Origin of the sequence: Rhizobium sp. RSm-3, assembly GCF_001854685.1 — a bacterium.
Taxonomy (GTDB): Bacteria; Pseudomonadota; Alphaproteobacteria; order Rhizobiales; family Rhizobiaceae; genus Rhizobium; species Rhizobium ecuadorense.
Genome location: NZ_MAWZ01000001.1, coordinates 618130 through 639141 on the forward strand (window position 1 = coordinate 618130; position 21012 = coordinate 639141).

At 61.2% G+C, this 21012-nt stretch carries 22 protein-coding genes and 2 tRNA genes; 19 read left to right on the forward strand and 5 right to left on the reverse strand.

The window, feature by feature from the left end; genetic code table 11:
• Window positions 1–283: 283 nt before the first annotated feature.
• From BBJ66_RS03025 to BBJ66_RS03040, 4 genes are all read left to right on the forward strand, one after another.
• Window positions 284–1450, forward strand: a complete 1167-nt coding sequence (locus BBJ66_RS03025) for a pyridoxal phosphate-dependent aminotransferase (protein ID WP_071084875.1) — start codon at window positions 284–286, stop codon at window positions 1448–1450.
• A gap of 193 nt (window positions 1451–1643) precedes the next feature.
• Window positions 1644–2678, forward strand: coding sequence for a UDP-glucose 4-epimerase GalE (galE, locus tag BBJ66_RS03030; protein WP_049732812.1), 1035 nt, complete (start codon window positions 1644–1646; stop codon window positions 2676–2678).
• A 125-nt stretch (window positions 2679–2803) separates the two neighbouring features.
• A complete protein-coding gene (locus BBJ66_RS03035; protein WP_049732813.1) occupies window positions 2804–4762 on the forward strand; it encodes a putative bifunctional diguanylate cyclase/phosphodiesterase in 1959 nt (652 codons plus the stop codon).
• A 69-nt stretch (window positions 4763–4831) separates the two neighbouring features.
• Window positions 4832–5884 carry an enoyl-CoA hydratase/isomerase family protein gene (locus BBJ66_RS03040; protein ID WP_071084877.1) on the forward strand — a complete coding sequence of 351 codons (1053 nt, stop codon included), beginning with the start codon at window positions 4832–4834 and terminating at the stop codon, window positions 5882–5884.
• Between the two features lie 13 nt (window positions 5885–5897).
• On the opposite strand, the gene BBJ66_RS03045 is transcribed toward BBJ66_RS03040, so the two are convergent.
• Together BBJ66_RS03045 and BBJ66_RS03050 are read right to left on the reverse strand one after the other, a co-directional pair.
• Window positions 5898–7958, reverse strand: coding sequence for an ATP-dependent helicase (locus tag BBJ66_RS03045; protein ID WP_071084879.1), 2061 nt, complete (start codon window positions 7956–7958; stop codon window positions 5898–5900).
• Window positions 7959–8059: 101 nt separating this feature from the next.
• Window positions 8060–8341 (reverse strand): hypothetical protein, encoded by a 282-nt coding sequence (locus BBJ66_RS03050; RefSeq protein ID WP_071084881.1) that lies wholly within the window; start codon window positions 8339–8341, stop codon window positions 8060–8062.
• A gap of 174 nt (window positions 8342–8515) precedes the next feature.
• Between BBJ66_RS03050 and BBJ66_RS03055 the strand changes: the two genes are divergently transcribed.
• Together BBJ66_RS03055 and BBJ66_RS03060 are read left to right on the forward strand one after the other, a co-directional pair.
• On the forward strand, window positions 8516–8776 hold the full coding sequence (locus BBJ66_RS03055) for a BON domain-containing protein (RefSeq protein WP_049732816.1): 261 nt from the start codon (window positions 8516–8518) through the stop codon (window positions 8774–8776).
• A 57-nt stretch (window positions 8777–8833) separates the two neighbouring features.
• Window positions 8834–9094 carry a hypothetical protein gene (locus tag BBJ66_RS03060; protein ID WP_049732817.1) on the forward strand — a complete coding sequence of 87 codons (261 nt, stop codon included), beginning with the start codon at window positions 8834–8836 and terminating at the stop codon, window positions 9092–9094.
• Between the two features lie 369 nt (window positions 9095–9463).
• On the opposite strand, the gene BBJ66_RS03065 is transcribed toward BBJ66_RS03060, so the two are convergent.
• Both BBJ66_RS03065 and BBJ66_RS03070 read right to left on the reverse strand, forming a co-directional pair.
• Entirely contained in the window at window positions 9464–9706 is a 243-nt protein-coding gene (locus BBJ66_RS03065; protein WP_049732818.1) for a DUF982 domain-containing protein, read from the reverse strand.
• Window positions 9707–10749: 1043 nt separating this feature from the next.
• Window positions 10750–10824, reverse strand: a tRNA-Thr gene (locus BBJ66_RS03070).
• Window positions 10825–10980: 156 nt separating this feature from the next.
• Here BBJ66_RS03070 and BBJ66_RS03075 point away from each other — a divergent pair.
• From BBJ66_RS03075 to BBJ66_RS03135, 13 genes are all read left to right on the forward strand, one after another.
• Window positions 10981–11175, forward strand: coding sequence for a hypothetical protein (locus BBJ66_RS03075; protein ID WP_049732877.1), 195 nt, complete (start codon window positions 10981–10983; stop codon window positions 11173–11175).
• 105 nt (window positions 11176–11280) lie between these two features.
• Window positions 11281–12573, forward strand: a complete 1293-nt coding sequence (gene murA / locus BBJ66_RS03080) for a UDP-N-acetylglucosamine 1-carboxyvinyltransferase (protein WP_071084883.1) — start codon at window positions 11281–11283, stop codon at window positions 12571–12573.
• 96 nt (window positions 12574–12669) lie between these two features.
• Complete coding sequence (locus tag BBJ66_RS03085) at window positions 12670–13101, forward strand: DUF2948 family protein (protein ID WP_071084885.1); 432 nt, start codon at window positions 12670–12672, stop codon at window positions 13099–13101.
• Window positions 13102–13216: 115 nt separating this feature from the next.
• On the forward strand, window positions 13217–14515 hold the full coding sequence (hisD, locus tag BBJ66_RS03090) for a histidinol dehydrogenase (protein ID WP_049732880.1): 1299 nt from the start codon (window positions 13217–13219) through the stop codon (window positions 14513–14515).
• Between the two features lie 4 nt (window positions 14516–14519).
• Complete coding sequence (locus BBJ66_RS03095; protein ID WP_049732881.1) at window positions 14520–14993, forward strand: UPF0262 family protein; 474 nt, start codon at window positions 14520–14522, stop codon at window positions 14991–14993.
• Window positions 14990–15475: an arsenate-mycothiol transferase ArsC gene (locus BBJ66_RS03100; RefSeq protein WP_184343762.1), complete on the forward strand. Its 486-nt coding sequence runs from the start codon at window positions 14990–14992 to the stop codon at window positions 15473–15475. The genes BBJ66_RS03095 and BBJ66_RS03100 overlap by 4 nt, the downstream gene beginning before the upstream one ends.
• Before the next feature lie 123 nt (window positions 15476–15598).
• A complete protein-coding gene (infA, locus tag BBJ66_RS03105) occupies window positions 15599–15817 on the forward strand; it encodes a translation initiation factor IF-1 (protein ID WP_003545338.1) in 219 nt (72 codons plus the stop codon).
• A gap of 55 nt (window positions 15818–15872) precedes the next feature.
• Complete coding sequence (locus tag BBJ66_RS03110) at window positions 15873–16493, forward strand: Maf-like protein (protein WP_010028866.1); 621 nt, start codon at window positions 15873–15875, stop codon at window positions 16491–16493.
• A 33-nt stretch (window positions 16494–16526) separates the two neighbouring features.
• Entirely contained in the window at window positions 16527–16739 is a 213-nt protein-coding gene (gene yacG, locus BBJ66_RS03115; RefSeq protein ID WP_049732883.1) for a DNA gyrase inhibitor YacG, read from the forward strand.
• A 281-nt stretch (window positions 16740–17020) separates the two neighbouring features.
• Window positions 17021–17096: transfer RNA gene (locus tag BBJ66_RS03120), tRNA-Phe, on the forward strand.
• Window positions 17097–17559: 463 nt separating this feature from the next.
• The gene (locus BBJ66_RS03125) at window positions 17560–17895 is read left to right on the forward strand and encodes a hypothetical protein (protein WP_190238019.1); all 336 of its coding nucleotides are present in this window, start codon (window positions 17560–17562) and stop codon (window positions 17893–17895) included.
• A 161-nt stretch (window positions 17896–18056) separates the two neighbouring features.
• Window positions 18057–18836, forward strand: a complete 780-nt coding sequence (locus BBJ66_RS03130; protein WP_071084891.1) for a fumarylacetoacetate hydrolase family protein — start codon at window positions 18057–18059, stop codon at window positions 18834–18836.
• 172 nt (window positions 18837–19008) lie between these two features.
• Entirely contained in the window at window positions 19009–19509 is a 501-nt protein-coding gene (locus BBJ66_RS03135; protein WP_244471273.1) for a carboxymuconolactone decarboxylase family protein, read from the forward strand.
• 185 nt (window positions 19510–19694) lie between these two features.
• On the opposite strand, the gene BBJ66_RS03140 is transcribed toward BBJ66_RS03135, so the two are convergent.
• Complete coding sequence (locus BBJ66_RS03140; protein ID WP_049732887.1) at window positions 19695–20696, reverse strand: LacI family DNA-binding transcriptional regulator; 1002 nt, start codon at window positions 20694–20696, stop codon at window positions 19695–19697.
• Between the last annotated feature and the right edge of the window lie 316 nt (window positions 20697–21012).

Sequence of the window (21012 nt, forward strand, 5' to 3'; positions counted from 1 at the left end):
CTCCCCGTAAACGGGGCGAGGGGACGTGCCCTGCGAGAGCCTAGCGAGGGACGGAGAGGTTGCCGCATCCCCTTCGCCCCGCGAGCGGGGGTCCGAAGGACGGGTCGAGACCCGTGGCTCGACCCCGGCAGAGGTGCCGGCAGGCGGATGAGGGGCAAGCGTCGATCTCCAAGGGTGCTTCACTCCGCCCCTGCCATTCATCACGAAAATCGATATGCCATCACTGGATATCATGGGATTTGCCGGCGCAAATCCACTATGAAGGCGGAAACTGGAGATATGCATGTCGATCGTGAAGAGCCTCAGCCCGCGCGCCATGGCGGCGCCAGAAAGCGGGATCGTCGAAGTCGTCAATTATGCCCGTGGCCGCGAAGGCCTGCTGCCGCTCTGGGTAGGGGAAGGCGACCTGCCGACGCCCGATTTCATCAGCAGGGCGGCGATGGACGCGCTTGCTTCAGGCGAGACCTTCTACACCTGGCAGCGGGGCATTCCCGAGCTTCGCCAGGCGCTTTCGGATTATTACCACAGGCATTTCGGAATCCGGCTTCCGGTCGAGCATTTCTATGTCACCGGCTCCGGCATGCAGGCGATCCAGCTCTGCGTGCAGGCGCTGACCTCGCCGGGTGACGAGTTCGTCTATCTCACCCCCGCCTGGCCGAATATCGCCGCCGCCCTGGAGATTGCCGGTGCGCGCTCCGTCGGCGTCGAGCTGCAGTTCGAAGGCGGCAAATGGGCGGTCGATCTGAACCGCGTCGAAGCCGCCATCACGCCGAAGACCAGGGGCATCTTCGTCAACACGCCGTCGAACCCGACGGGCTGGACGGCGACGAAGAAGGATCTTGCCGATATTCTGGCGCTGGCCCGCCGGCACGACCTCTGGATCATGGCGGATGAAATCTACGCCCTCTATTATTTCGCCGGCGGCCGGGCGCCCTCCTTCCTCGATGTGACGGAGCCCGACGACAAGATCATCTTCGTCAATTCCTTCTCGAAGAACTGGTCGATGACCGGCTGGCGCGTCGGCTGGGTCGTCGCCCCGCCCGAGATGGGCCAGGTGCTCGAAAACCTCATCCAGTATTCGACATCGGGCGTCGCCCAGTTCATGCAGAAGGGCGCCGTCGCAGCCCTTGATCAGGGCGACGATTTCGTTGCCGCCAATATCGCCAAGGCGGCCCGCGCCCGTGATATTCTCTGCGATGCTCTCGTCGCCACCAACCGCGTCGAAACGCTGAAGCCGGACGGCGCGCTTTACGCCTTCCTGAAGATCGACGGCGTCACCGACAGCCGCGGTACTGCGATCGACATCGTCGACAAGACAGGCGTCGGCCTTGCTCCTGGAGCCGCGTTCGGCGCCGGCGGCGAACTCTTCCTGCGCGCCTGTTTTTTGCGCGATCCCGCCCAGGTGGCGATCGCCGCCGAGCGTCTCTGCGACTATATCCTCAAGCGCTGAGAAGGGGTCGACCCAAGCGATTTCGTGCCGGAATCGGCCGATCGATAAAACTTGAGCAAAGCCTGAAATCGGCCTCTAACCACAAGTCCAAACATACCGGTTCAAAGGGCCTCCAACGGCCATTCGATAAGAAAATTGGAAAGAAAAACCGGGCCTGATGCCCCTGCTATAAAACAAAGCAGGGATGCGGGACATGGCGGTTTTGGTGACGGGCGGCGCCGGATATATCGGCAGTCACATGGTTTGGGCGCTGCTCGATGCGGGTGAGGATGTGGTCGTGCTCGACAGCCTCTCCACGGGTTTTCGCTGGGCTGTGGCACCGGCGGCGCGTTTCTATCTCGGCGACGTCGCCGATCCCGCCATCTTGAAGAAGATCTTCATCGAAAACGACATCGAGGCGATCATCCATTTCGCCGGCTCCGCCGTCGTCCCGGTCTCGGTCGCCGATCCGCTCTCCTATTACGACAACAACTCGGGCAAGACCCGCGCGCTGCTCTCCGCGTCGGTCCAAGCCGGCATCCGCAACTTCGTCTTCTCTTCGACCGCAGCCGTCTATGGTCAGCAAAAGACCGATCTGCCGGTGAAGGAGACGGCCGTCCTCAATCCGGAAAATCCTTACGGTCAGTCGAAGCTGATGACCGAATTCATGCTGCGCGATGCCGCTGCCGCCTATGACTTCAACTATGTCGCGCTTCGCTACTTCAACGTCGCCGGCGCCGATCCCGACCACCGTGCCGGCCAGTCGACCTCAGGCGCCACCCACCTGATCAAGGTTGCCTGCGAGGCAGCGCTCGGCAGGCGTGACAGCGTCAGTGTCTATGGCATCGATTATCCGACCCATGACGGCACCGGCGTGCGCGACTACATCCATGTCAGCGATCTGGTCGATGCCCATCTGAAAGCACTGCAGCATCTGCGCAGGGACAAGGGCTCGCTCGTCGCCAATTGCGGTTATGGTAGCGGCTATTCCGTGCTCGACGTCTTGAACATGGTCACCCGCCTGCACGGCCATTCCTTCAAGATCCACATGGCGCCGCGCCGTGCCGGCGATTCGGCGAGCGTCGTCGCCGACGCTTCGCTGGCCCGGCAGGTGCTCGACTGGAAGCCCAGGCACGATTCGCTGGAAACCATCGTGCAAAGCTCGCTCGACTGGGAACTCTTCCTGGCGAACAGAAACGTCGACGACCTGCACAGCATCCACCGGGCACTCGCCGCCGCATCTTTCTAAAGCGCTTCCGGCGAGAGCGCGCATCAGCGCGTTGATCATCCCCGTGCCTGCGGGACCTGCATGACATGACGTGAATAGGGAAAAATCGAGCATCTCCTGGCCCCGGCCAACGGAAACAAGAGAAGATGAGGAACTTTCTAGCCTCGTTGAGGCTGCAAAAAGACAATCCGACTTTTCTGACGGCGCAGTTCCAGGCCCTGTCGTCGCAGATCCCCATTCTCTATGTTCTCTTGATCATCAATGCGCTTGCGGTGGCGATCACCCATCTCCAATCCGCGCCCCTCTGGCTCTCCTGTTATATTCCGGTCGGCTTGAGCATCGTCTGTATTTTCCGGCTCTGCTGGTGGGAGACCAGAGGCAAGGACATCACCGCCGAGCGGGCCTACCGGCTGATGAAGGTCACCATAGCGGGCGCCTGCATCCTGTGCGTTGCCTTTGGCGGCTGGGCGATCGCGCTCTACCGATATGGCGATGCGTATCAGCAGGGCCAGATCGCCTATTTCCTGGTCGTGACCGGGATTTCCTGCATCTTCTGTCTGATGCATCTGCCGCTGGCGGCGGTGCTGACCACGATCATCACCTTCTCGGCCATGGTCGTGACCTTCATGTTCTCGGGTAATCCGGTTTTCGTTGCGACCGCCGTCAGCGGTCTTTTCCTGATCCTGCCCTTTCTCCGGGTGATCGACAGCTATTTCCAGAACTTCGTCGGCCTCGTGCGAATGACCGAGGAGTTGAAGCAGAAGCGGGCGGAAGCCGAAGAGCTGAACCTCGTCAACAGCCGCAACGCCCTGCACGACCAGCTGACCGGCCTTGCCAACCGCCGCAGTTTCTTTCTCTCGCTGGAACAGCGGCTGCAGAAGCACCCGTCTCGGCCGCCCGTCATCGGCATTCTCGATCTCGATGGCTTCAAGCCCGTCAACGATGTCTTCGGCCATGCCGCCGGCGATCTCGTGCTCAAGGAGACCGCCCGCCGTTTCAGCGCGCTGCTCGGCGAAGAGGGCATCGTCTCCCGTCTCGGCGGCGATGAGTTCGGCATCATCTTCCCCTGTTCGATGACACGCCAGGCAATCGCCGATCTCGGCCAGGCGCTTTGCGCCGCCGTCCGCGATCCTTTCGAAATCCCCGACGGCTCGGTTCGCGTTTTCGGTTCCTGCGGCATCGTCTATCCCGACGCCGGCGAATACACCGCCGAAGATCTCTACGAGAAAGCCGATTTTGCCCTCTACCAGGTCAAGAGCAAGCGCAGCAGCGGCGTCGAATTCTTTTCAGCCGAGCATGAGAAGATCCTGACGCAGCGCCACCTGATCGAACTCGAGCTGCAGGCAGGCGATTTCGCCAGGGAATTGAAACTCGACTATCAGCCGATCGTCGAATTGAAGAGCGGCCGCGTCGTTGGTTACGAGGCGCTCGCCCGCTGGGACAGCGCCCGCTTCGGCCGCATCAGCCCGGCAGCCTTCATCCCGGCTGCCGAACGCACCGCCGTCATCGGCCGGATGACGCGCATCCTCTTTGCCAAGGCGCTCGAAGCGCTGGCGATCATTCCCCGCCATCTCAAGCTCTCCTTCAATCTTTCGGCGCGCGATATCTGCGACCATGAGACCTCGATGGCGCTGCTTGCCATGATCACCCGCTCCGGCATCGATCCCCGGCGCATCGAATTCGAGATCACCGAGACGGCGCTGCTCTCCGATTTCGACACCGCCGACCAGGTTATCTCGATGCTGCGCGCTGCCGGCATCTCGATCGCGCTCGACGATTTCGGCACCGGCTATTCGAGCCTCAGCCATATCCATCGCCTCGGCTTCGACAAGCTGAAGATCGACAAGGCCTTCGTGATGAATTTCGATCGCGACGCCCGTTGTATGAACATTACCCGTTCTGTCGCCAGTCTCTGCCAGAATCTCGGCATCGCCTCCGTCGCCGAAGGCGTCGAAAGCGAAGCGATCGCTGAAGGATTGAAGGCGATGGGCGTTCGCCTGGCGCAGGGCTATCATTTCTCGCGGCCGCTGCCGCTGGAGCTGGCCATCGATTATGCCGCCCGCTGCGAGGCCGCCGCCTCCGCTCGGGATTCGCTGTCTGCCTGAACCGACCTAATTCGACTGGAGCGATGGTGCATCGTCGGCTATTCCTAGTCGTAACGGATGAGGTGAACCATGCAGGACGGCGAAGTCATTATCGAGCGGCAGGGTACTGCCGGCATCATCCGGCTCAACCGGCCGCGGGCGTTGAACAGCCTGACGCTGCCGATGATCCGGATGATCACCGAGGCGCTTGATAGCTTTGCCGATGATGCCGAGGTGGCGAGTGTCGTGGCGACGGGGGAGGGCGAGCGCGGCTTCTGCGCCGGCGGCGATATCCGCGCCCTGCATGAGAGCGCCCGCACCGGCGACGGCCTCGCGAGCGCCTTCTGGCGCGAGGAATTCCGCCTCAACCATATGATCGCCGTCTACCCCAAACCCTATGTCGCGCTGATGGACGGCATCACGATGGGCGGCGGCGTCGGCCTCTCCTCGCACGGCCGCCACCGCATCGTCACCGAGCGCACCCGCCTGGCCATGCCCGAAACCGGCATCGGCTATGTCCCCGATGTCGGCGCCACTTGGCTGTTGCCGAAGGCGCCGGGCGAGGCCGGAACGTGGCTGGGGCTGACCGGGCTCGATATCGGTGCCGCCGATGCGATCCATGCCGGGCTGGCCGATCTGCAGATCGCCTCGTCGCGCCTCGGCACGGTGGTCGAGGCGCTGTCGGCCCTGCCGCGCGGCAACGCGGCCAGCGATGTCGATGCCCTCTTGCGGGGGCTTGCGGAACCTGCCGAAGACAGCCGGCTGCGGCGGAACGCGGCGATGATCGATCGCGCCTTTCGTTTCGACAGCGTCGAGCAGATCCTGGCAGCCCTTGCCGAGGAGGAGGGCGACTTCGCCGCCGAGACCCGCGGCGTGCTGCTGACACGCTCGCCGACCAGCCTGAAACTCGCTTTGGCGCTCTTGAGAGCCGGCCGCCGCAGCGCCTCGCTTGCCGAATGCCTCGGCCGCGAACTCGGCGCCTGCCTGCAGATGCTGGATAATCCGGATTTCTTCGAAGGCATCCGCGCCGCCGTCATCGACAAGGACCGCAATCCGAAATGGTCGCCGGCGTCCGTCGAGGCGGTGGGAGCTGCAAGGATCGAGCATTTCCTGAAGCCGGCCGAACCGCCGCTATCTCTCTGAGACGATACTCGATTTATCGCCACATGCCGCGCATGCGGGCGCCGACATCGATGCGCATCTGCCGCACATGCGCTTGCGCGGCGGTCTCCGATTTCACCTGCGGCCAGCTGCAGGCCTCGAAGAATTGCAGCAGCGTCGCCGGAATGAAGCGGCTGCGCGAGGCATAGACGTGCCGGTCGCCCTGCGCATTCTGCCCATAGGTGAAGAAGCGTTGCGGCACGACGAGGTCGAGGCTATCGCGGGCGCGGGTCATCGCCACATAGAGCAGCCGGCGTTCCTCCTCGATTTCGGCGCTGGCGCCGACGGCAAGATCGCTCGGAATGCAGCCGTCGACGACATTCAGCATGAAGACCCTCGTCCATTCCTGGCCCTTGGCCGAGTGGATAGTCGAGAGGATGAGATAATCCTCATCGAGCAGCGGCACGCCGGCCTGGTCGCTGGTCGCATCCGGCGGATCGAGGGTGAGTTCGGTGAGGAAACGTTCGCGCGAGGCATAACCGCCGGCAATCTGCTCGAGCTGTAAGAGATCGGCCTGCCGCGTCGCCGCATCCTCATGCAGCCGTTCCAGATGCGGCGCATACCATTGCCGCGCCAGCTCGATTTCCGCCGGCCAGCCGGCCTTGCCCGACTTCATCTCCTGCAGCATCGAAACGAATGCCGTCCAGTCCTCGCCGGAGCGTGGCGGCGCCGGCATGGCGGCCAGCGCCGCGAGCGGGCTCGCATCCTCGGCCATCAGGTCGAGCGCCTTTTGGGCCGTCGACGGCCCGACACCCGGCAGGATCTGCATCAGCCGGAAGCCCGCCACCCGGTCGCGCGGGTTCTGGGCGAAGCGCAGGGCGGCCAGCATGTCCTTGACATGGGCGCTGTCGAGGAATTTCAGCCCGCCGAACTTGACGAAGGGAATGTTGCGTCGGGTCAGCTCGACCTCCAGCGGCCCGCTGTGATGCGAGGCGCGGAACAGCACCGCCTGCTGCTTGAGCTTGAGGCCTTCCTCGCGATTGTCGAGCACCATGTCGGCGACATACCGCGCCTGGTCGGCCTCATCGCGCACCGTGACGAGGCGCGGCCGCTCCGCCGATTGCCGCTCGGTCCACAGATTCTTGGTGAAGCGCTCCGAGGCGAGGTCGATGACGGCGTTGGCCGCGGCCAGAATCGGCTGCGTCGAGCGATAGTTGCGGTCGAGCGTGACGATATTGGCGGCCGGGCTGAAGGCGGCGGGAAAATCGAGAATGTTGCGCACCGTCGCCGCCCGGAAGGAATAGATCGACTGCGCGTCGTCGCCGACGACGGTCAGCCCCTGGCCTTGGGGCTTGAGCGCCATCAGGATCGAGGCCTGCAGTCGGTTGGTGTCCTGATATTCGTCGACCAGCACATGGTCGAAGCGGCTGCCGATATCCTCGGCAATCACGCTCTCGCCGACCATCTGCGCCCAGTAGAGCAAGAGGTCGTCGTAATCGAGCACGTTCTGGCTCTGCTTGGCCTCGACGTAACAGGCGAAAAGTTCGCGCAGCTGTTTCTCCCAGGCCGCGCACCAGGGAAAGGCGTCGCGCAGCACCTGGTCGAGCGCCGTCTCGGAATTCACCGCCCTGGAATAGATGGCAAGGCAGGTGCCTTTGGCCGGAAACCGGCTTTCCGTCTTGGAGAAGCCGAGATCGTGCCGGATGAGGTTCATCAGGTCGGCGCTGTCTTCGCGGTCATGGATGGTGAAATCGGCATCGAGGCCGATCTGCTGGGCATAATCGCGCAACAGCCGCGCGCCGATGCCGTGGAAGGTGCCGGACCAGGCAAGCGCATCCGTCATCACACCGGCATTCGCACCCAGCACATCCCGACAGATGCGCTCAACGCGGCGCGCCATCTCGGCGGCGGCCCGCCGCGAGAAGGTCATCAGCAGGATGCGGCGGGGATCGGCGCCCTTGACGATCAGATGGGCAACCCGATGCGCCAGCGTATTCGTCTTGCCCGAGCCGGCGCCGGCGATGACCAGCAGCGGCCCGGCAATATGGCTGCCGTCGGTGAGCGTGCCGTGCTCGACGGCCATGCGCTGCTGGGGATTGAGCTTTTCGAGATACATCCAGCCGTCCGGTCGGGCTCCCGCAGAATCACTGGGGAAGATTAGATGTTCCTTGAATGTTCGCGATTTCAGCTGCTGTCAAGCCTGGAACGGCGCAAGTCTCAATCGGGGAAATCCGGCCCCACCACGCGCCGCACCAGCTTCAGGCTGCGATCCGGCTGAAGAATATAAGTTTCCTCAACGCGCTGGCCGGTCCCGTCGTAGAACTGGTGGTGGACAGCGCTGCCGACCGGCGATTTGGTGAGCTTCGTCCGCGGCTGGCCGCCATAGGTGATGCTGCCGGGAATGGGGTCCAGCGCCGGCGTATCGGCTGACGAGCAGCCGGCGAGCAAGACCCCGGCAAACAAAGCCCCGGGGAATAAGGCGGGCAGCAGCACTTTCATGTCGTCATCCCTCTTCCGACTGCGACTAAATATGGAAACCGCGAAAGCTTCCGCCAAGGGTAGCCACACCAGCTCCCGCAGAAATACGCGCGAATATCCGGCCGAGACCGGCGGACCGCAACGAAAGCGCTGTTGCGGCGTTAACCTGACATACCAACTTCAGGAGAGGCTTAAGTGATCGGGTTTCCTGTATTCCCCGACCATGACGAACCCGGCCGGCAGGGCCATGGCGAGGCGGCGACACGCGCTTCGGTGGAGAGCGCCCTTCATGCCGCCGCAGATCTCGACGCTGAGGAGATTACCGTCGGCGTGCTCGGTTCCTATGTCATCCTCGACGGTTTCGTGCGCCGGCGCGGCGATGTCGAGCGGGCGGTCGCGGTCGCCGAGAGTATCGTCGGCCGAGGTTATGTGCACAGTCGCCTGTTGCGGCGCTGAGGGAACCAAGTGCCCTCCCGCGGGTTGAAATGCCGGATCGAAACGCTGGAGACCCTCATGCCGTCGCTTCCTCGCCTCTCGGCAATCACCGTGATATCGGCCGCTGCCTTTGCCGGCTCCGCCTATGCCTCGCTCGAAACCGGCACGAATTATTCCGCGCTGCCGAAGGACCAGATCGCTCTCAACGAATATACCGGCGCCGTTGCCTGCACGCCGGCCGAGCCGCACTATCTCCCCTCCTTCATCCGCGCGGGCGATGGCACGATCATCGGCGTCGGTTATATCGAGGTGGAGAATGAGGGCGCCGCGGACTGCTGAAAACAGTCCTGCTCAAACGAGGCTCGCCTGCGTTGCCGCAGAGGTGACGAGCCTCTGACCATCATCATGATGGCTGGGCGTCTTCTAGGAATACACCTGTCCCAGGCGCAATGCCCGTTGCACCAAAACCCGCCACAAGTTCGATGCAGGGTTAAGTAAATTAAAGCGTTGCACCGTTCCGGCACATTCCGTTACGGAAATGCCGGCCTGAGTAGGTTCAACGGGGCGGAGCGTGCTTTCGCGTCCTGTCGGACGCTTCGGCGCTCTAAAACGCGTCGCGATCTTTCAGATTCGCTCCTGGCGCTTTAGCTCTTTATTTCCTCGCATGTCGTTGCCGCAAAACCGCTGCACACTTTTGCGCGACATACTTTAGTGCAGCTTCAGCTTCGCCTCTTCGGCCGCCGCCAGAAACTCGGCTCTCGCCTCTTCCACGCTCTTGCGCCCATCGAGCGCTGCCCGGCAGGTGCTGCGGGCCTTGATATAACGCAGCCCGCGCGAGTTCGGCCAGAAATCCGCCAGGCATTTCAACGCATCGAACGGACCATTGACCGTTCTGAGATCGGCTCCTTCGAAACCGACCTTGACCGGGCTGTTCCACTTTTCAGTTGCCATCAATGCTCCTCCACGATTGTCGACAGAAACAAAGGGTGCAGCGCCTCCCTATTCCTCCGCGGAGCCGCCGCCATAACAGCCATTCTAGCGGGATTTTCACGGCCAACAATGGTGAATCGTCTGTTGCTGATGAGGCGAAATGTCAGTTGGTGTGGGAGGGATCGCGGGGGGCGTGCGCGCTGGGAGAATTTCGACTAGTCGCAGATAGGTTGTATGTGTTCGAGCGTTGCTACCGCTATCATGCTCGAAAAGCTAAGGGCTCGACATGGGTTTAGATCGAAAATTGATCCAGGCTGCTTTTCTCTGCGGGGCGCTGGTCATGCCAGCCTTATCCGTGCTGTCCAAATTTCCCGAGCCAGCTCTCTGTCTGGCAACGCGCAGCCACCCACCTAACGAATGGCGTAGTAAAGCTGTGCCTCACGTTGTTCATCTGCTGTCGGCATACGAGTTTCAATCAATGGAAATCTCATACCGCGTCGTCGCATAACTATTCCGCCAAGGGTTCCTCTTTCTTCGGAAGGGAAGGGCGTCCATTTATTCGAACAATTTAGCCAGGAGAGCCATGCAAAAAGTTTCAAAGCGAATTATCTCCACTGACTTTGGGCGGTTTCGCTGACTTGATTGCAAGTGAATATCCCCAGCACGTCGAGATGATCGAAATAGTGCCAAAAGACAATCGTGATTTTTTGGGAGATTTGCCGTGAGCGCCAGACTTTTAGTGGGAAGTCAGGAGTAAAGTGTTATCCCGCCTGACGGGCTCAGGCGTTCATTCTGAGAACTTCAAAATCCGATCTTTGGAAAGCTCGAGCGGATAGGGATCCCAAAAGTCAATTTTGTCCTGCAGCAACAGAAGGGATTTATCGCAGTTGTCTTGCTGACGCGGAGATCGTTAGCTGGGCGCAAGTGTCTCGAAAGAGCGTTCATGAAACACTCTGCACGGATTTTCCGCGCAATTCGCGTTCTGTTCTGCTTTTTCATGCTGAATGGCGCAGCGTATGAAAGCGCAGGCGCTGCGGTATCGCTATGATGTCACTGAAGAAAACTGGTGCTGCCGAGTGGGATTGAACCACCGACCTCACCCTTACCAAGGGTGTGCTCTACCACTGAGCTACGGCAGCAGGACCAGGACCCGTGCGAGCCGGGTGGCTCAAATCGCGGGAACGGGGCGGCTATTGCCACAGCTTGGCGGCAAGCGCAAGCAGCAAATTCCAACTTCGCGTGGATTGGGCTGCAAGGGCCTTTTGGATCGGCGCGAATTCGGCTAATCCTGTGGCATGAACGACAAGACCGAAACCGGCCAGCAGAGCCGCAAAGAGGCAATCGAGGCACAGGCGAAACTGCGCCGCGAGCGCGCCGCCGAAAAACTCCGGGAAAATCTTTCAAGACGCAAACAGCAGGTGCGCGCTCGACGTTCCGGCCAGGCCGATGAAACAAGTGGACTGCCCGCCGCAAAAATGGACGAATCGTAATGTTCCGTCCCGGACGAATTGAAGCCTCGCAAGAAATCCCCTAAACACCTCACCTTCTTTCAAGGCAGAACTTTCAGGAAAGGCGGGCGCGGCCCGTAAGCGCACATGGATCGTATCAGAATCGTCGGCGGTAATGAGCTGAATGGCATCATTCCGATTTCCGGCGCCAAGAATGCCGCATTGCCGCTGATGATCGCCTCGCTTCTGACCAGCGATACGCTGACGCTGGAAAACGTGCCGCACCTGGCCGATGTCGAGCTGTTGATGCGCATCCTCGGCAATCACGGCGTCGATGTTGCCGTCAACGGCCGCCGCGAGCGCCAGGAGGATTCCTACGCCCGCACGATCCATTTCACCTGCCGCACCATCGTCGATACCACCGCTTCCTACGAACTGGTCTCGAAGATGCGCGCCTCCTTCTGGGTCATCGGCCCGCTCCTGGCGCGCGAAGGCCATTGCCGCGTGTCGCTGCCGGGCGGCTGTGCCATCGGCACGCGTCCCGTCGATCTCTTCATCGAGGGCCTGACGGCGCTCGGCGCCACCATGGAGATCGAAGCCGGTTATATCAACGCCAAGGCGCCGAATGGCGGCCTGATCGGCGCGCGCTACACCTTCCCGAAGGTCTCGGTCGGCGCCACCCATGTGATGATGATGGCGGCAACGCTTGCCCGCGGCACGACGGTCATCGGCAACGCCGCCCGCGAGCCAGAGGTCGTCGATCTCGCCAACTGCCTGAACGCCATGGGCGCCAAGATCTCCGGCGCCGGCACCGCGACCATCACCATCGAAGGCGTCACCTCGCTCTCCGGCGCCCGCCACCGCGTGCTGCCGGATCGTATCGAGACCGGCACCTATGCCATGGCGGTCGCCATGGCCGGCGGTGACGTCGTGCTCGAAAATACCGATGTGGCGCTGCTCGACACCGCGCTGGAGACGCTGCGCCGCGCCGGCGCCGAGATCTCGTCGACCAACAACGGCATGCGCGTCAGGCGCAATGGCGCCGGCATCAAGCCGGTCGATATCGTCACCGATCCCTTCCCGGGTTTCCCCACAGATCTGCAGGCGCAGTTCATGGCGCTGATGACCCGCTCCTCCGGCATCTCGCACGTCACCGAGACCATCTTCGAAAACCGCTTCATGCATGTGCAGGAGCTTGCCCGCCTCGGCGCCAGGATCACGCTCTCCGGCCAGACGGCGAAGATCGAGGGTGTCCAGCGGCTGCGCGGCGCGCCCGTCATGGCGACCGATCTGCGCGCTTCCGTTTCGCTCGTCATCGCCGGCCTTGCCGCCGAGGGCGAAACCACGGTCTCTCGCGTCTATCACCTCGATCGCGGTTTCGAGCGGCTCGAGGAAAAGCTAACCCGCTGCGGCGCCGTCGTCGAGCGCATCAGCGAGTAAGCAGCGCTCATCCCGGTTGCGTAATTGCCCGCAGCATCTTATTTCCCTTGTCTACGCATCGCCATTCCGGCGGTGCCTGCTGGGGATTAAGCCTGAATGACCGACCTGAAGCTTGTTGCGCTCGATAACGAGGACCTCGCGATCATTTCCGCGCATATGCAGGACAGCGTCTTCAAGGTCGGTGATATCGACTGGTCGCCGCGCGACGCGCAGTTCGCCCTTGCCGTCAATCGTTTCGTCTGGGAAGGTGCCGAGCGCAAGCGCCGGGGTTTCGAGCGTCGCCGCGCCGCCCTGGTGTTCAAGCGGGTGCTGGCCGTGCGCTCGCTCGGCATCGATCGTGGCAAGCGGGACGAGGTGCTGTCGCTGCTGGCGTTGCGTTTCGAGCAGAAGGGCGAGGGGCCGGAGGGCACGATCGAGCTGTCGCTGTCCGGCACCGCCTCGATTGCGCTCGATATCGAATGCATTGAGGTGCAGCTCGCCGATATCGGCGGTGCCTGGGAGGCTTCGTCCAAGCCTCGTCACCGCTAATGCATGTCGCCCGGAAGTGTGCTGCGGTTCCGGGATAACGACATGCATAAAACAATGAGTGTTTGACGCTTGACGTTTGAACATCGCAGTTTCGAGTTGAGAAGGAATATCGGCCTTGGCAATCTGGCTGGATCAGGCATCGGAAGGTTTCGAGCAGCGTTTTGCCGCCTTTCTGACGACGAAGCGTGAAGTCTCCGAGGATGTGAACACAGTCGTTCGCGCCATCATCGATGATGTCAGGGCCCGCGGCGATGTGGCGCTTGCCGAATATTCGCGGAAGTTCGACGGCATCGATTTCGCCGCCGTGCCGATGCGCGTCACGCCTGAGGAGTTCGACGCGGCCGTCGAGGCGGTGCCTGCGGAAGTGCTGGGGGCGTTGAAGCTTGCGGCGCTGCGCATCGAATCTCATCATCGCCGACAGCTGCCGAAGGACGATATCTACGAGGATGATCTCGGCGTCGGCCTCGGTTCGCGCTGGACGGCGATCGAGGCCGTCGGGCTCTATGTTCCGGGCGGCACCGCCAGCTATCCGAGCTCGGTGCTGATGAATGCCGTGCCGGCCAAGGTCGCCGGCGTCGATCGCATCGTCATCGCCGTTCCCGCCACCGGCGGGGCGGTCAATCCGGCGGTGCTTGCCGCCGCCAAGCTTGTCGGTGTCACCGAAGTCTATCGTGTCGGCGGCGCCCAGGCGATCGCCGCTCTTGCCTATGGCACCGAGACCATAGCGCCGGTCGCCAAGATCACCGGCCCCGGCAATGCCTATGTCGCTGCCGCCAAGCGCCATGTCTTCGGCACCGTCGGCATCGATATGATCGCCGGCCCTTCCGAAGTGCTGGTCATTGCCGATAAGGACAACAATCCGGATTGGATCGCCGCCGATCTCCTGGCGCAGGCCGAGCACGATGTCAGCGCCCAGGCGATCCTGATCACCGATAATGCCGAATTCGGCAAGGCGGTGGAGCAGGCGGTCGAACGCCAGCTGAAGACGCTGAACCGCGCCGAGACGGCGGCAATAAGCTGGCGCGATTTCGGCGCGGTCATCCTCGTTTCCGATCTGCAGCAGGCCATTCCGCTGGCCAACCGTATCGCCGCCGAACATCTGGAGCTTGCCGTCGCCGATCCCGACCGGCTGCTTGACGGCATCCGCAATGCCGGCGCGATCTTCATCGGCGCCCATACGCCCGAGGTGATCGGCGATTATGTCGGCGGTTCGAACCATGTGCTGCCGACGGCGCGTTCGGCGCGCTTCTCCTCCGGCCTTTCGGTGCTCGATTTCGTCAAGCGCACCTCGATCCTGCGGCTCGGGCCGGGCGAGCTGCGCACCCTCGGCCCGGCAGCGATTGCGCTCGCCGTCTCCGAAGGCCTCGATGCCCATGCGCGATCGGTCGCGATCCGCCTCAATCTCGAAAGGTGAGGGGATGGCGGCGGGCGTTTTCCGGCTTTGCGACGTCGTCCTCGACGATACGATCGGCCGTTCGACGCCCGATGTCGAGCATGAGCGCGCCGTCGCCATCTTCGATCTGATCGAGGAGAACAGTTTTGCGCCGATCGGCCATGCCGGCGGGCCTTACCGGCTGAACATATCGCTGGTCGATTCCAAGCTGGTCTTCGCCATCACCACTGAGGAAGGCGGCAATGTCGCCACCCATATCCTGTCGCTCACCCCCTTCCGGCGGATCGTCAAGGATTACTTCATGATCTGCGAGAGCTATTACGAAGCGATCCGTTCGGCGACGCCAAGCCGCATCGAGGCGATCGACATGGGCCGGCGCGGCATCCACAATGAAGGTTCGCAGACGCTGAAGGACAGGTTGGCCGGCAAGATAGAGGTTGATTTCGACACCGCCCGGCGCCTGTTCACCCTGGTCTGCGTGCTCCACTGGCGCGGATGACGGCAATGGATCGCGCCGCCGACATCGAGGAGGGGAAGAGGCCGGGCGCCATCCTCTTCATGTGCGGGATGAATGCCATCCGCTCGCCGATGGCCGAAGCCATCGCCCGTAGCATTCTGCCGAGCAATATCTATATAAGGTCGGCCGGCGTTCGCGCCGGCGAGCGCGATCCCTTCGTCGATGTTGTGCTCGATGAGATCGGGCTTTCCCTCGGGCGCCGCCTGCCGCAGACGCTTGAGGAACTCGAGGACGATTATTTCGATCTGATCATCACGCTGTCGCCGCCGGCCCATCACGCAGCCCTCGAGCTGACGCGCTCGAATGCGATCGATGTCGTCTACTGGCCGACCATGGATCCGACGGTTGTCAGCGGCACGCGCGAGCAGATTCTGGAGAGCTACCGCGAGGTCCGCGATCACCTCACCGGCCTCATCGAAAGCCGGCTGCTCAAACGAAATGGCATTGCCGCGCAATCGGCATGAAAACAAATAAAGGAAAGCCTGATCAACAAGGTTCACAAACCTTCGTTGATTGTGTAGTTTCCGCCCAAATTTTAAGGGCGCGCGCTGCGCTGCCTCTTCAACCCACAGGAAGAAAACCACTATATGCCGAAAGAAGAAGTCCTCGAATTCCCTGGAATCGTCACCGAACTTCTGCCGAATGCGACGTTCCGCGTGAAGCTCGAAAACGAACATGAGATCATCGCCCATACCGCCGGCCGCATGCGCAAGAACCGCATCCGCGTTCTTGCCGGCGACAAGGTGCTTGTGGAAATGACGCCCTACGATCTGACCAAGGGCCGCATCACCTACCGTTTCAAGTAAGCTTGTCCAAGGTCTTGCAAAGGGGTTCCCCCCGTCTGCCGATGGTCGAGGTTCCATGGCGCTGAAATACAAGCTCATTCTGGCCTCGGGCTCGCCCCGCCGCGTCGACCTGCTCAACCAGGCCGGCATTGAACCATCGCGGCTGATGCCGATGGATATCGACGAGACGCCGAAGAAGTCGGAGCATCCGCGTTCGCTGGCGCGCCGGCTTTCGGCCGAGAAGGCGGAAGCCGCCCTTGCCGCCATCAAGGGCGATATCACCTGGAAGGGCAGCTATATCCTCTCCGCCGATACGGTGGTCGCCGTCGGCCGGCGCATTCTCGGCAAGGCCGAGTTCGCCGACGAGGCGTTGAGTTCGCTGCATCTTTTGTCGGGACGCAACCATCTCGTCTATACCGGCGTTTGCCTGGTGACGCCGGATCGCAAGATCCGCCAGAAGATCGTCGAGACCAAGGTGCGCTTCAAGCGGCTCTCCGGTTTCGAGATCGAAAACTACCTGGCCTCCGGCCAGTGGCGCGGCAAGGCGGGCGCCTACGGCATCCAGGGGCTGGCCGGCACCTTCGTGCAGAAGATGGTCGGCTCCTACACCAATGTCGTCGGCCTGCCGCTGTATGAAACCATTGTACTTCTGACCGGCGAAGGCTTCGACGTGCATAGCCGGTGGCCGGAGGGCTGAAGCCCGCGGCTCCTGAACTAGGACGGACCGATCATGCCCGAAGACAAGAAAGCCGCCGCCAAGGTCGAACCGCTGCGCAAGGCGCGCCCTTGCCCCGAATGCGGCAAACCCTCACACCGCGAACATTACCCCTTCTGCTCCAACCGCTGCCGCGAGGTCGATCTCTCCCGCTGGCTGACGGGCGCCTATGCCATTCCGGTTGCCGACGACGAGACGAAGGCCGAATATCCGGACGAGGAAAACTAGAGCAATTCCAGGAAAAGTGCGAAGCGGTTTTCCGTCCGGAATTGCGTAGAAACAAGAAGCTAGAGCGGTACCGCGCTTCCATCAAAAGCTGCACCGCTCTAGGGGATCACTTCGCGAACCTCTTATTTTTCCTCATGAATCCGCAAAACGCGCAAGACCGTCAAAAAAGAGTCATTTGACGCTTGCCATGGGCGAACAAGATGCTATAACCCCGCTCGCTTCTGGGGCGCACCAAGGCCCCGCGGTTCTTTTTCTAAAGAAGATCCATCGGAAGCAGGTTAGCCCAGGTAGCTCAGTTGGTAGAGCAGCGGATTGAAAATCCGCGTGTCACTGGTTCGATTCCGGTCCTGGGCACCATTCTTTTTCTTTCAGTTCGTCAGGTCTGGCGCGTCGATCGGCAGAAAGCGATTTCTCTGCGGCTCCAAGATCAGCTGTCTGACTTCTCCGAGGTTCCGCATACACTCGGAACTATTGGTGAGCGGGATGAGTGTGAAGCCGCTCATGCCAGACAAGCTTGTAGATCAGCTTCTCCGTCTCAAATGGTATCTCCCGACAGATTAATCCGTGCTGGGCTGCACGCGCTCCGCCAGGTCCATTCATGAAACCCTTTCGCACGCAGGTCAGCAGGTCGCTTCCCGCGACGATCCTCATGGCATCTGCAAGGTGATTGATGACCGCCGCGACCGTCCTTGTGCGCCCATGCGGGCTCCGCCGGCCGTCGACGACACCCCGGACGGAGTGAACAGCACGTGCGACGCCGCGACGAACTGGTCCAGGTCCATCGTGTCCGCCACTGCGTGCCCAGGGCGCATTACGCATAATGATCCGTCCAAAGCCCCTGAACATGAATGTCTCGCGGGAAGACGGAAGTCAGAAACTGGTGCTGGTCGATGCGGGCGCCGGCACTCTATTAGGCCCCATACGGCTTCCCCTGTGGGGCGATATCGTCCATGTCGCCGCAGTGCAGTTTGCCGACCCAACGGTCACGATCGGATACGATGTTGACCAGGCTGAGGCCGAACGCGAGCACTGGCGCGTCTTCGACGACGCAGCAAGGAGCCGGAACATGATCGGCGGCGCGTACCTTCCCTTTCCGGGCCTCGGCCACGTGCGCGACAACGGCGACAAGACCTCCGCCTATGTGCCGTTGAACTAGGTGGCGACCTAATCCCAGTCCTGCTTCCGGAGCGCTCGACTTGTCGAGGGATGGCCGAAGTTGGCGCTGTCGCCCCGGATAATTATCGACAGATGCACAGCCGAGCCAGGCGTTGACGAGGTACAGGGCGTGCGCTAACGTTAGCAAAAAAGGAGGTCGATATGAAGATTGTGCGCTACCAGTCCGCCGATGGCATACATTACGGGGTCGAAACCCAAGGCAGGGTCGAACGGATCGCCGGCGATCCCTTCAAGGCTATCGAGCGGACCGGCGAGGTGGATCACCTGTCCAACGTCAGGCTGCTATGCCCGGTCGATCGACCCCGGATTTTTGGGGTTGCCTACAATTACCGAGAGCACACCAGTGAATCCGGAAAAGAGCAGCCGACGCTGCCGGTTCTGTTCATGAAACCCAGCACGGCAGCGAGCGGAAACGGAGATGCCATCGAATATCCGTGCGACGGTGAAATCGTGCATTATGAAGCTGAGCTTGTCGCCATCATCGGCAAGGGCGGACGCCATATCGGTAAGGAAGATGCCCTGCAGCACGTCCTTGGCTACACATGCGGCAACGATATCAGCGATCGCATCATTCAACGCCAGGAAAGCAAGTTCGGCTGCCTTTTGGCAGGCAAGGGTTACGATACCTTTGCCCCGATGGGCCCGGCCATCATCACCGATCTTGATCCGACCGATCTGGACGTCGTCCTTCGTCAAAACGGGACGGTCAAACAGTCGGGAAACACGCGAGATCTGGTCTACTCGGTGGCCGACATCGTTGCCTATCTCAGCCGTTTCATGACGCTTCTGCCGGGCGATGTGATCATGACCGGCACGCCGGCCGGCGTTGGCCCAATCCAGCCGGGCGACGAGCTCGAAGTCGAAATTCCCGGCATCGGCATCTTGAACAATCCTGTCGTCGCCGCCTCTCGCCAGGCCTAGTTTTGCATGCGGAAAGATTCCGATTGACCTCAGGTCTCGGAATGCTATTTATGCAAACGTTAGCACTTGGCTGCGTTTGAGGCGCTTGCCTGGGCGATTTGGGCAAGTCGATTTACGACCGCAAACTAAGGGTGGAGAAATGGCACGAGTAAGATATGTCTCGAATTCGGAGTTGGCCGAGACGGAGCCGGCGCTCAACGCGCGCCTGCTGAACGAAAGGAAAGTTCCAACGGGAAACATCTTCCTTGCGCTCGCCAATGCCCCGGCGATCCTCAACGACTTCCTGACTTACGCCAATGCCGTGCGTGCAGCCGATCTCAGTCCCAAGCTAAGAGAAATGGCCATCCTTACCGTCGGCTATTGCACAAATTCCGAATACGAGGTGAGGCACCATCATTCTCATGGCCTCAAGGCCGGGCTGTCGGAGGAGCAATTTCACGCGATACCGAACTTCGAAACTTCCGAGCTTTTTGACGAACAGGAAAAGGCCGTAATGGCGTTTGCCAAGGAGTCGACGCTCAACGTCGATGTTTCCGATGAGGCATGGAAGGAGCTGGCGAGGTTTTTGACCGAAAAGCAGCTTGTCGAGCTCGCCATCAACGTTGCCTGGTATAACTCCGGTGTTCGTCTGATGGGCGCGCTGAAGATCGATCTCGAAGAGGGGTATCGATGATGGATCGGTCAACGGGGCGCTTTTAACCTCGCTGGCTTGCCACATGATTTTGGCGGCGGCTCATCTTCGCAATCCGGAGCTATCAGCGTCTTGCCCTGGGCTGGCGGATGAATCACGGCCAAACAAGAGAGGTGCACGTTGCGTGAGACGTGCACCTCTCCGCTCTTGAGCAGGCGTTTACCGACCTATGGAGCGCCGGTGCTGCCGCGAATGACCAGTTGGGGCGGGGAAATGAAGCTATAGGGCTTGCTGAGGTCGCCCTTGTTCTGCAGGTGGTGCAGGAACCAAAGCCCGCAGGCGGTCGCCAACTCCGAAACGGGCAACTGGACGGTCGTCAGTCCCGGACCCCACCACCGATATCCGAGCTCATCGCCAAATCCGACGACCGAAATATCTCGAGGAACGCTCAAGGCCTGGTCCTGGATTTCGTCAATGACTCCGGAGGTGTTTTGTACCGCACCGATCACAAGCGCTGTCGGTCGATCCTTCAGGGAAAGCAGGCGGCGCACGGCTTCCCGTCCGAATTCGGGCGAGGAGGGCGCGCCCAGCTCCTCGTGAACGATGATGGCTCGGCCGGAGCTTTTGACGGCGTCCCGAAAGCCCTGCACTCGCGCCGCGCCGGTGGGCAGTTCTTCCGTGCCGCCGATATAAGCGATCCGTTTGTGACCTGCATTGATGATATGTTCAGTGCTCTCGTAAAGCGCCCGTCTGTCATCAATCCCAAACCATTGGTCGCCGAGCAGCGGTGCCTTTCGCAGCAATTGGATATGAGGCGTCATCTTCAGGATCCGCGCAGAATCGGGATGAGGCTTGGCGCTCGGGACGAGAATGATCCCGGCGACGTTGACGCTTGTGAGTTCCTTGATGTGACGAAGCTCGTGCATGCGGTCGTCGTCGGTTTCACACAAAGTCAGTTGGTAATTCGCCGATAGAAGGCAGCGCGAGAGAGCATGGGCGATCGTTGAATAAAAGCTGTTCCTGATATCTGGAACGATCAGCCCGACGAGATTACTCTGAACGCCGCGCATCATCCGTGCGGCGCGATTGGCAACATACCCCGCCTGAGCTGCCGCTTCGTTCACCTTTCGCTTCATCTCGGCGCTGATGCGGCGATCGTCGGCAAGAGCGCGGCCGACGGTCGAGGGGGAAACTTGAAGTATCGCGGCTATGTCTTTAATTGTTACCATTGTGCCTGGCTCGAATGATCGCTTTGGCCAACGATAGCATTGATGTCGCAGATGTCAAACCTTCCATACCGTTTAAGTAGCAATGATTTTATTTTTGCCCGTGCTACTCGGTCGCGATGATGGATTGCCGGATAAAATAGAAATATTTCAGGCCATTAATCCCGGTCCCGGGCTTGCCGTGCCAACGGCGCAGCGGTCGCCGCGGAGCTTGGGTGCCAATTAACGTCGTCAAAGCCGTTGACATGAGGGCTGTGCTGTGGGACGAATGTTTGTGCGAACGTTAGCGCAAACGGGAGGAGGCATAACGTATGGGTGT

What these genes read in the sequence shown, in the direction of transcription:
- BBJ66_RS03075 (WP_049732877.1), top strand. Translation starts at nt 10,981, where the DNA reads ATGAACGACAAGACCGAAACCGGCCAGCAGAGCCGCAAAGAGGCAATC.
- yacG (WP_049732883.1), top strand. Translation starts at nt 16,527, where the DNA reads ATGCCCGAAGACAAGAAAGCCGCCGCCAAGGTCGAACCGCTGCGCAAG.
- infA (WP_003545338.1), top strand. Translation starts at nt 15,599, where the DNA reads ATGCCGAAAGAAGAAGTCCTCGAATTCCCTGGAATCGTCACCGAACTT.
- BBJ66_RS03040 (WP_071084877.1), top strand. Translation starts at nt 4,832, where the DNA reads ATGCAGGACGGCGAAGTCATTATCGAGCGGCAGGGTACTGCCGGCATC.
- BBJ66_RS03125 (WP_190238019.1), top strand. Translation starts at nt 17,560, where the DNA reads ATGATCCGTCCAAAGCCCCTGAACATGAATGTCTCGCGGGAAGACGGA.
- murA (WP_071084883.1), top strand. Translation starts at nt 11,281, where the DNA reads ATGGATCGTATCAGAATCGTCGGCGGTAATGAGCTGAATGGCATCATT.
- BBJ66_RS03140 (WP_049732887.1), bottom strand. Translation starts at nt 20,696, where the DNA reads ATGGTAACAATTAAAGACATAGCCGCGATACTTCAAGTTTCCCCCTCG.
- BBJ66_RS03110 (WP_010028866.1), top strand. Translation starts at nt 15,873, where the DNA reads ATGGCGCTGAAATACAAGCTCATTCTGGCCTCGGGCTCGCCCCGCCGC.
- BBJ66_RS03130 (WP_071084891.1), top strand. Translation starts at nt 18,057, where the DNA reads ATGAAGATTGTGCGCTACCAGTCCGCCGATGGCATACATTACGGGGTC.
- BBJ66_RS03060 (WP_049732817.1), top strand. Translation starts at nt 8,834, where the DNA reads ATGCCGTCGCTTCCTCGCCTCTCGGCAATCACCGTGATATCGGCCGCT.
- BBJ66_RS03035 (WP_049732813.1), top strand. Translation starts at nt 2,804, where the DNA reads ATGAGGAACTTTCTAGCCTCGTTGAGGCTGCAAAAAGACAATCCGACT.
- BBJ66_RS03100 (WP_184343762.1), top strand. Translation starts at nt 14,990, where the DNA reads ATGACGGCAATGGATCGCGCCGCCGACATCGAGGAGGGGAAGAGGCCG.
- galE (WP_049732812.1), top strand. Translation starts at nt 1,644, where the DNA reads ATGGCGGTTTTGGTGACGGGCGGCGCCGGATATATCGGCAGTCACATG.
- BBJ66_RS03050 (WP_071084881.1), bottom strand. Translation starts at nt 8,341, where the DNA reads ATGAAAGTGCTGCTGCCCGCCTTATTCCCCGGGGCTTTGTTTGCCGGG.
- BBJ66_RS03025 (WP_071084875.1), top strand. Translation starts at nt 284, where the DNA reads ATGTCGATCGTGAAGAGCCTCAGCCCGCGCGCCATGGCGGCGCCAGAA.
- BBJ66_RS03095 (WP_049732881.1), top strand. Translation starts at nt 14,520, where the DNA reads ATGGCGGCGGGCGTTTTCCGGCTTTGCGACGTCGTCCTCGACGATACG.
- BBJ66_RS03045 (WP_071084879.1), bottom strand. Translation starts at nt 7,958, where the DNA reads ATGTATCTCGAAAAGCTCAATCCCCAGCAGCGCATGGCCGTCGAGCAC.
- BBJ66_RS03085 (WP_071084885.1), top strand. Translation starts at nt 12,670, where the DNA reads ATGACCGACCTGAAGCTTGTTGCGCTCGATAACGAGGACCTCGCGATC.
- BBJ66_RS03065 (WP_049732818.1), bottom strand. Translation starts at nt 9,706, where the DNA reads ATGGCAACTGAAAAGTGGAACAGCCCGGTCAAGGTCGGTTTCGAAGGA.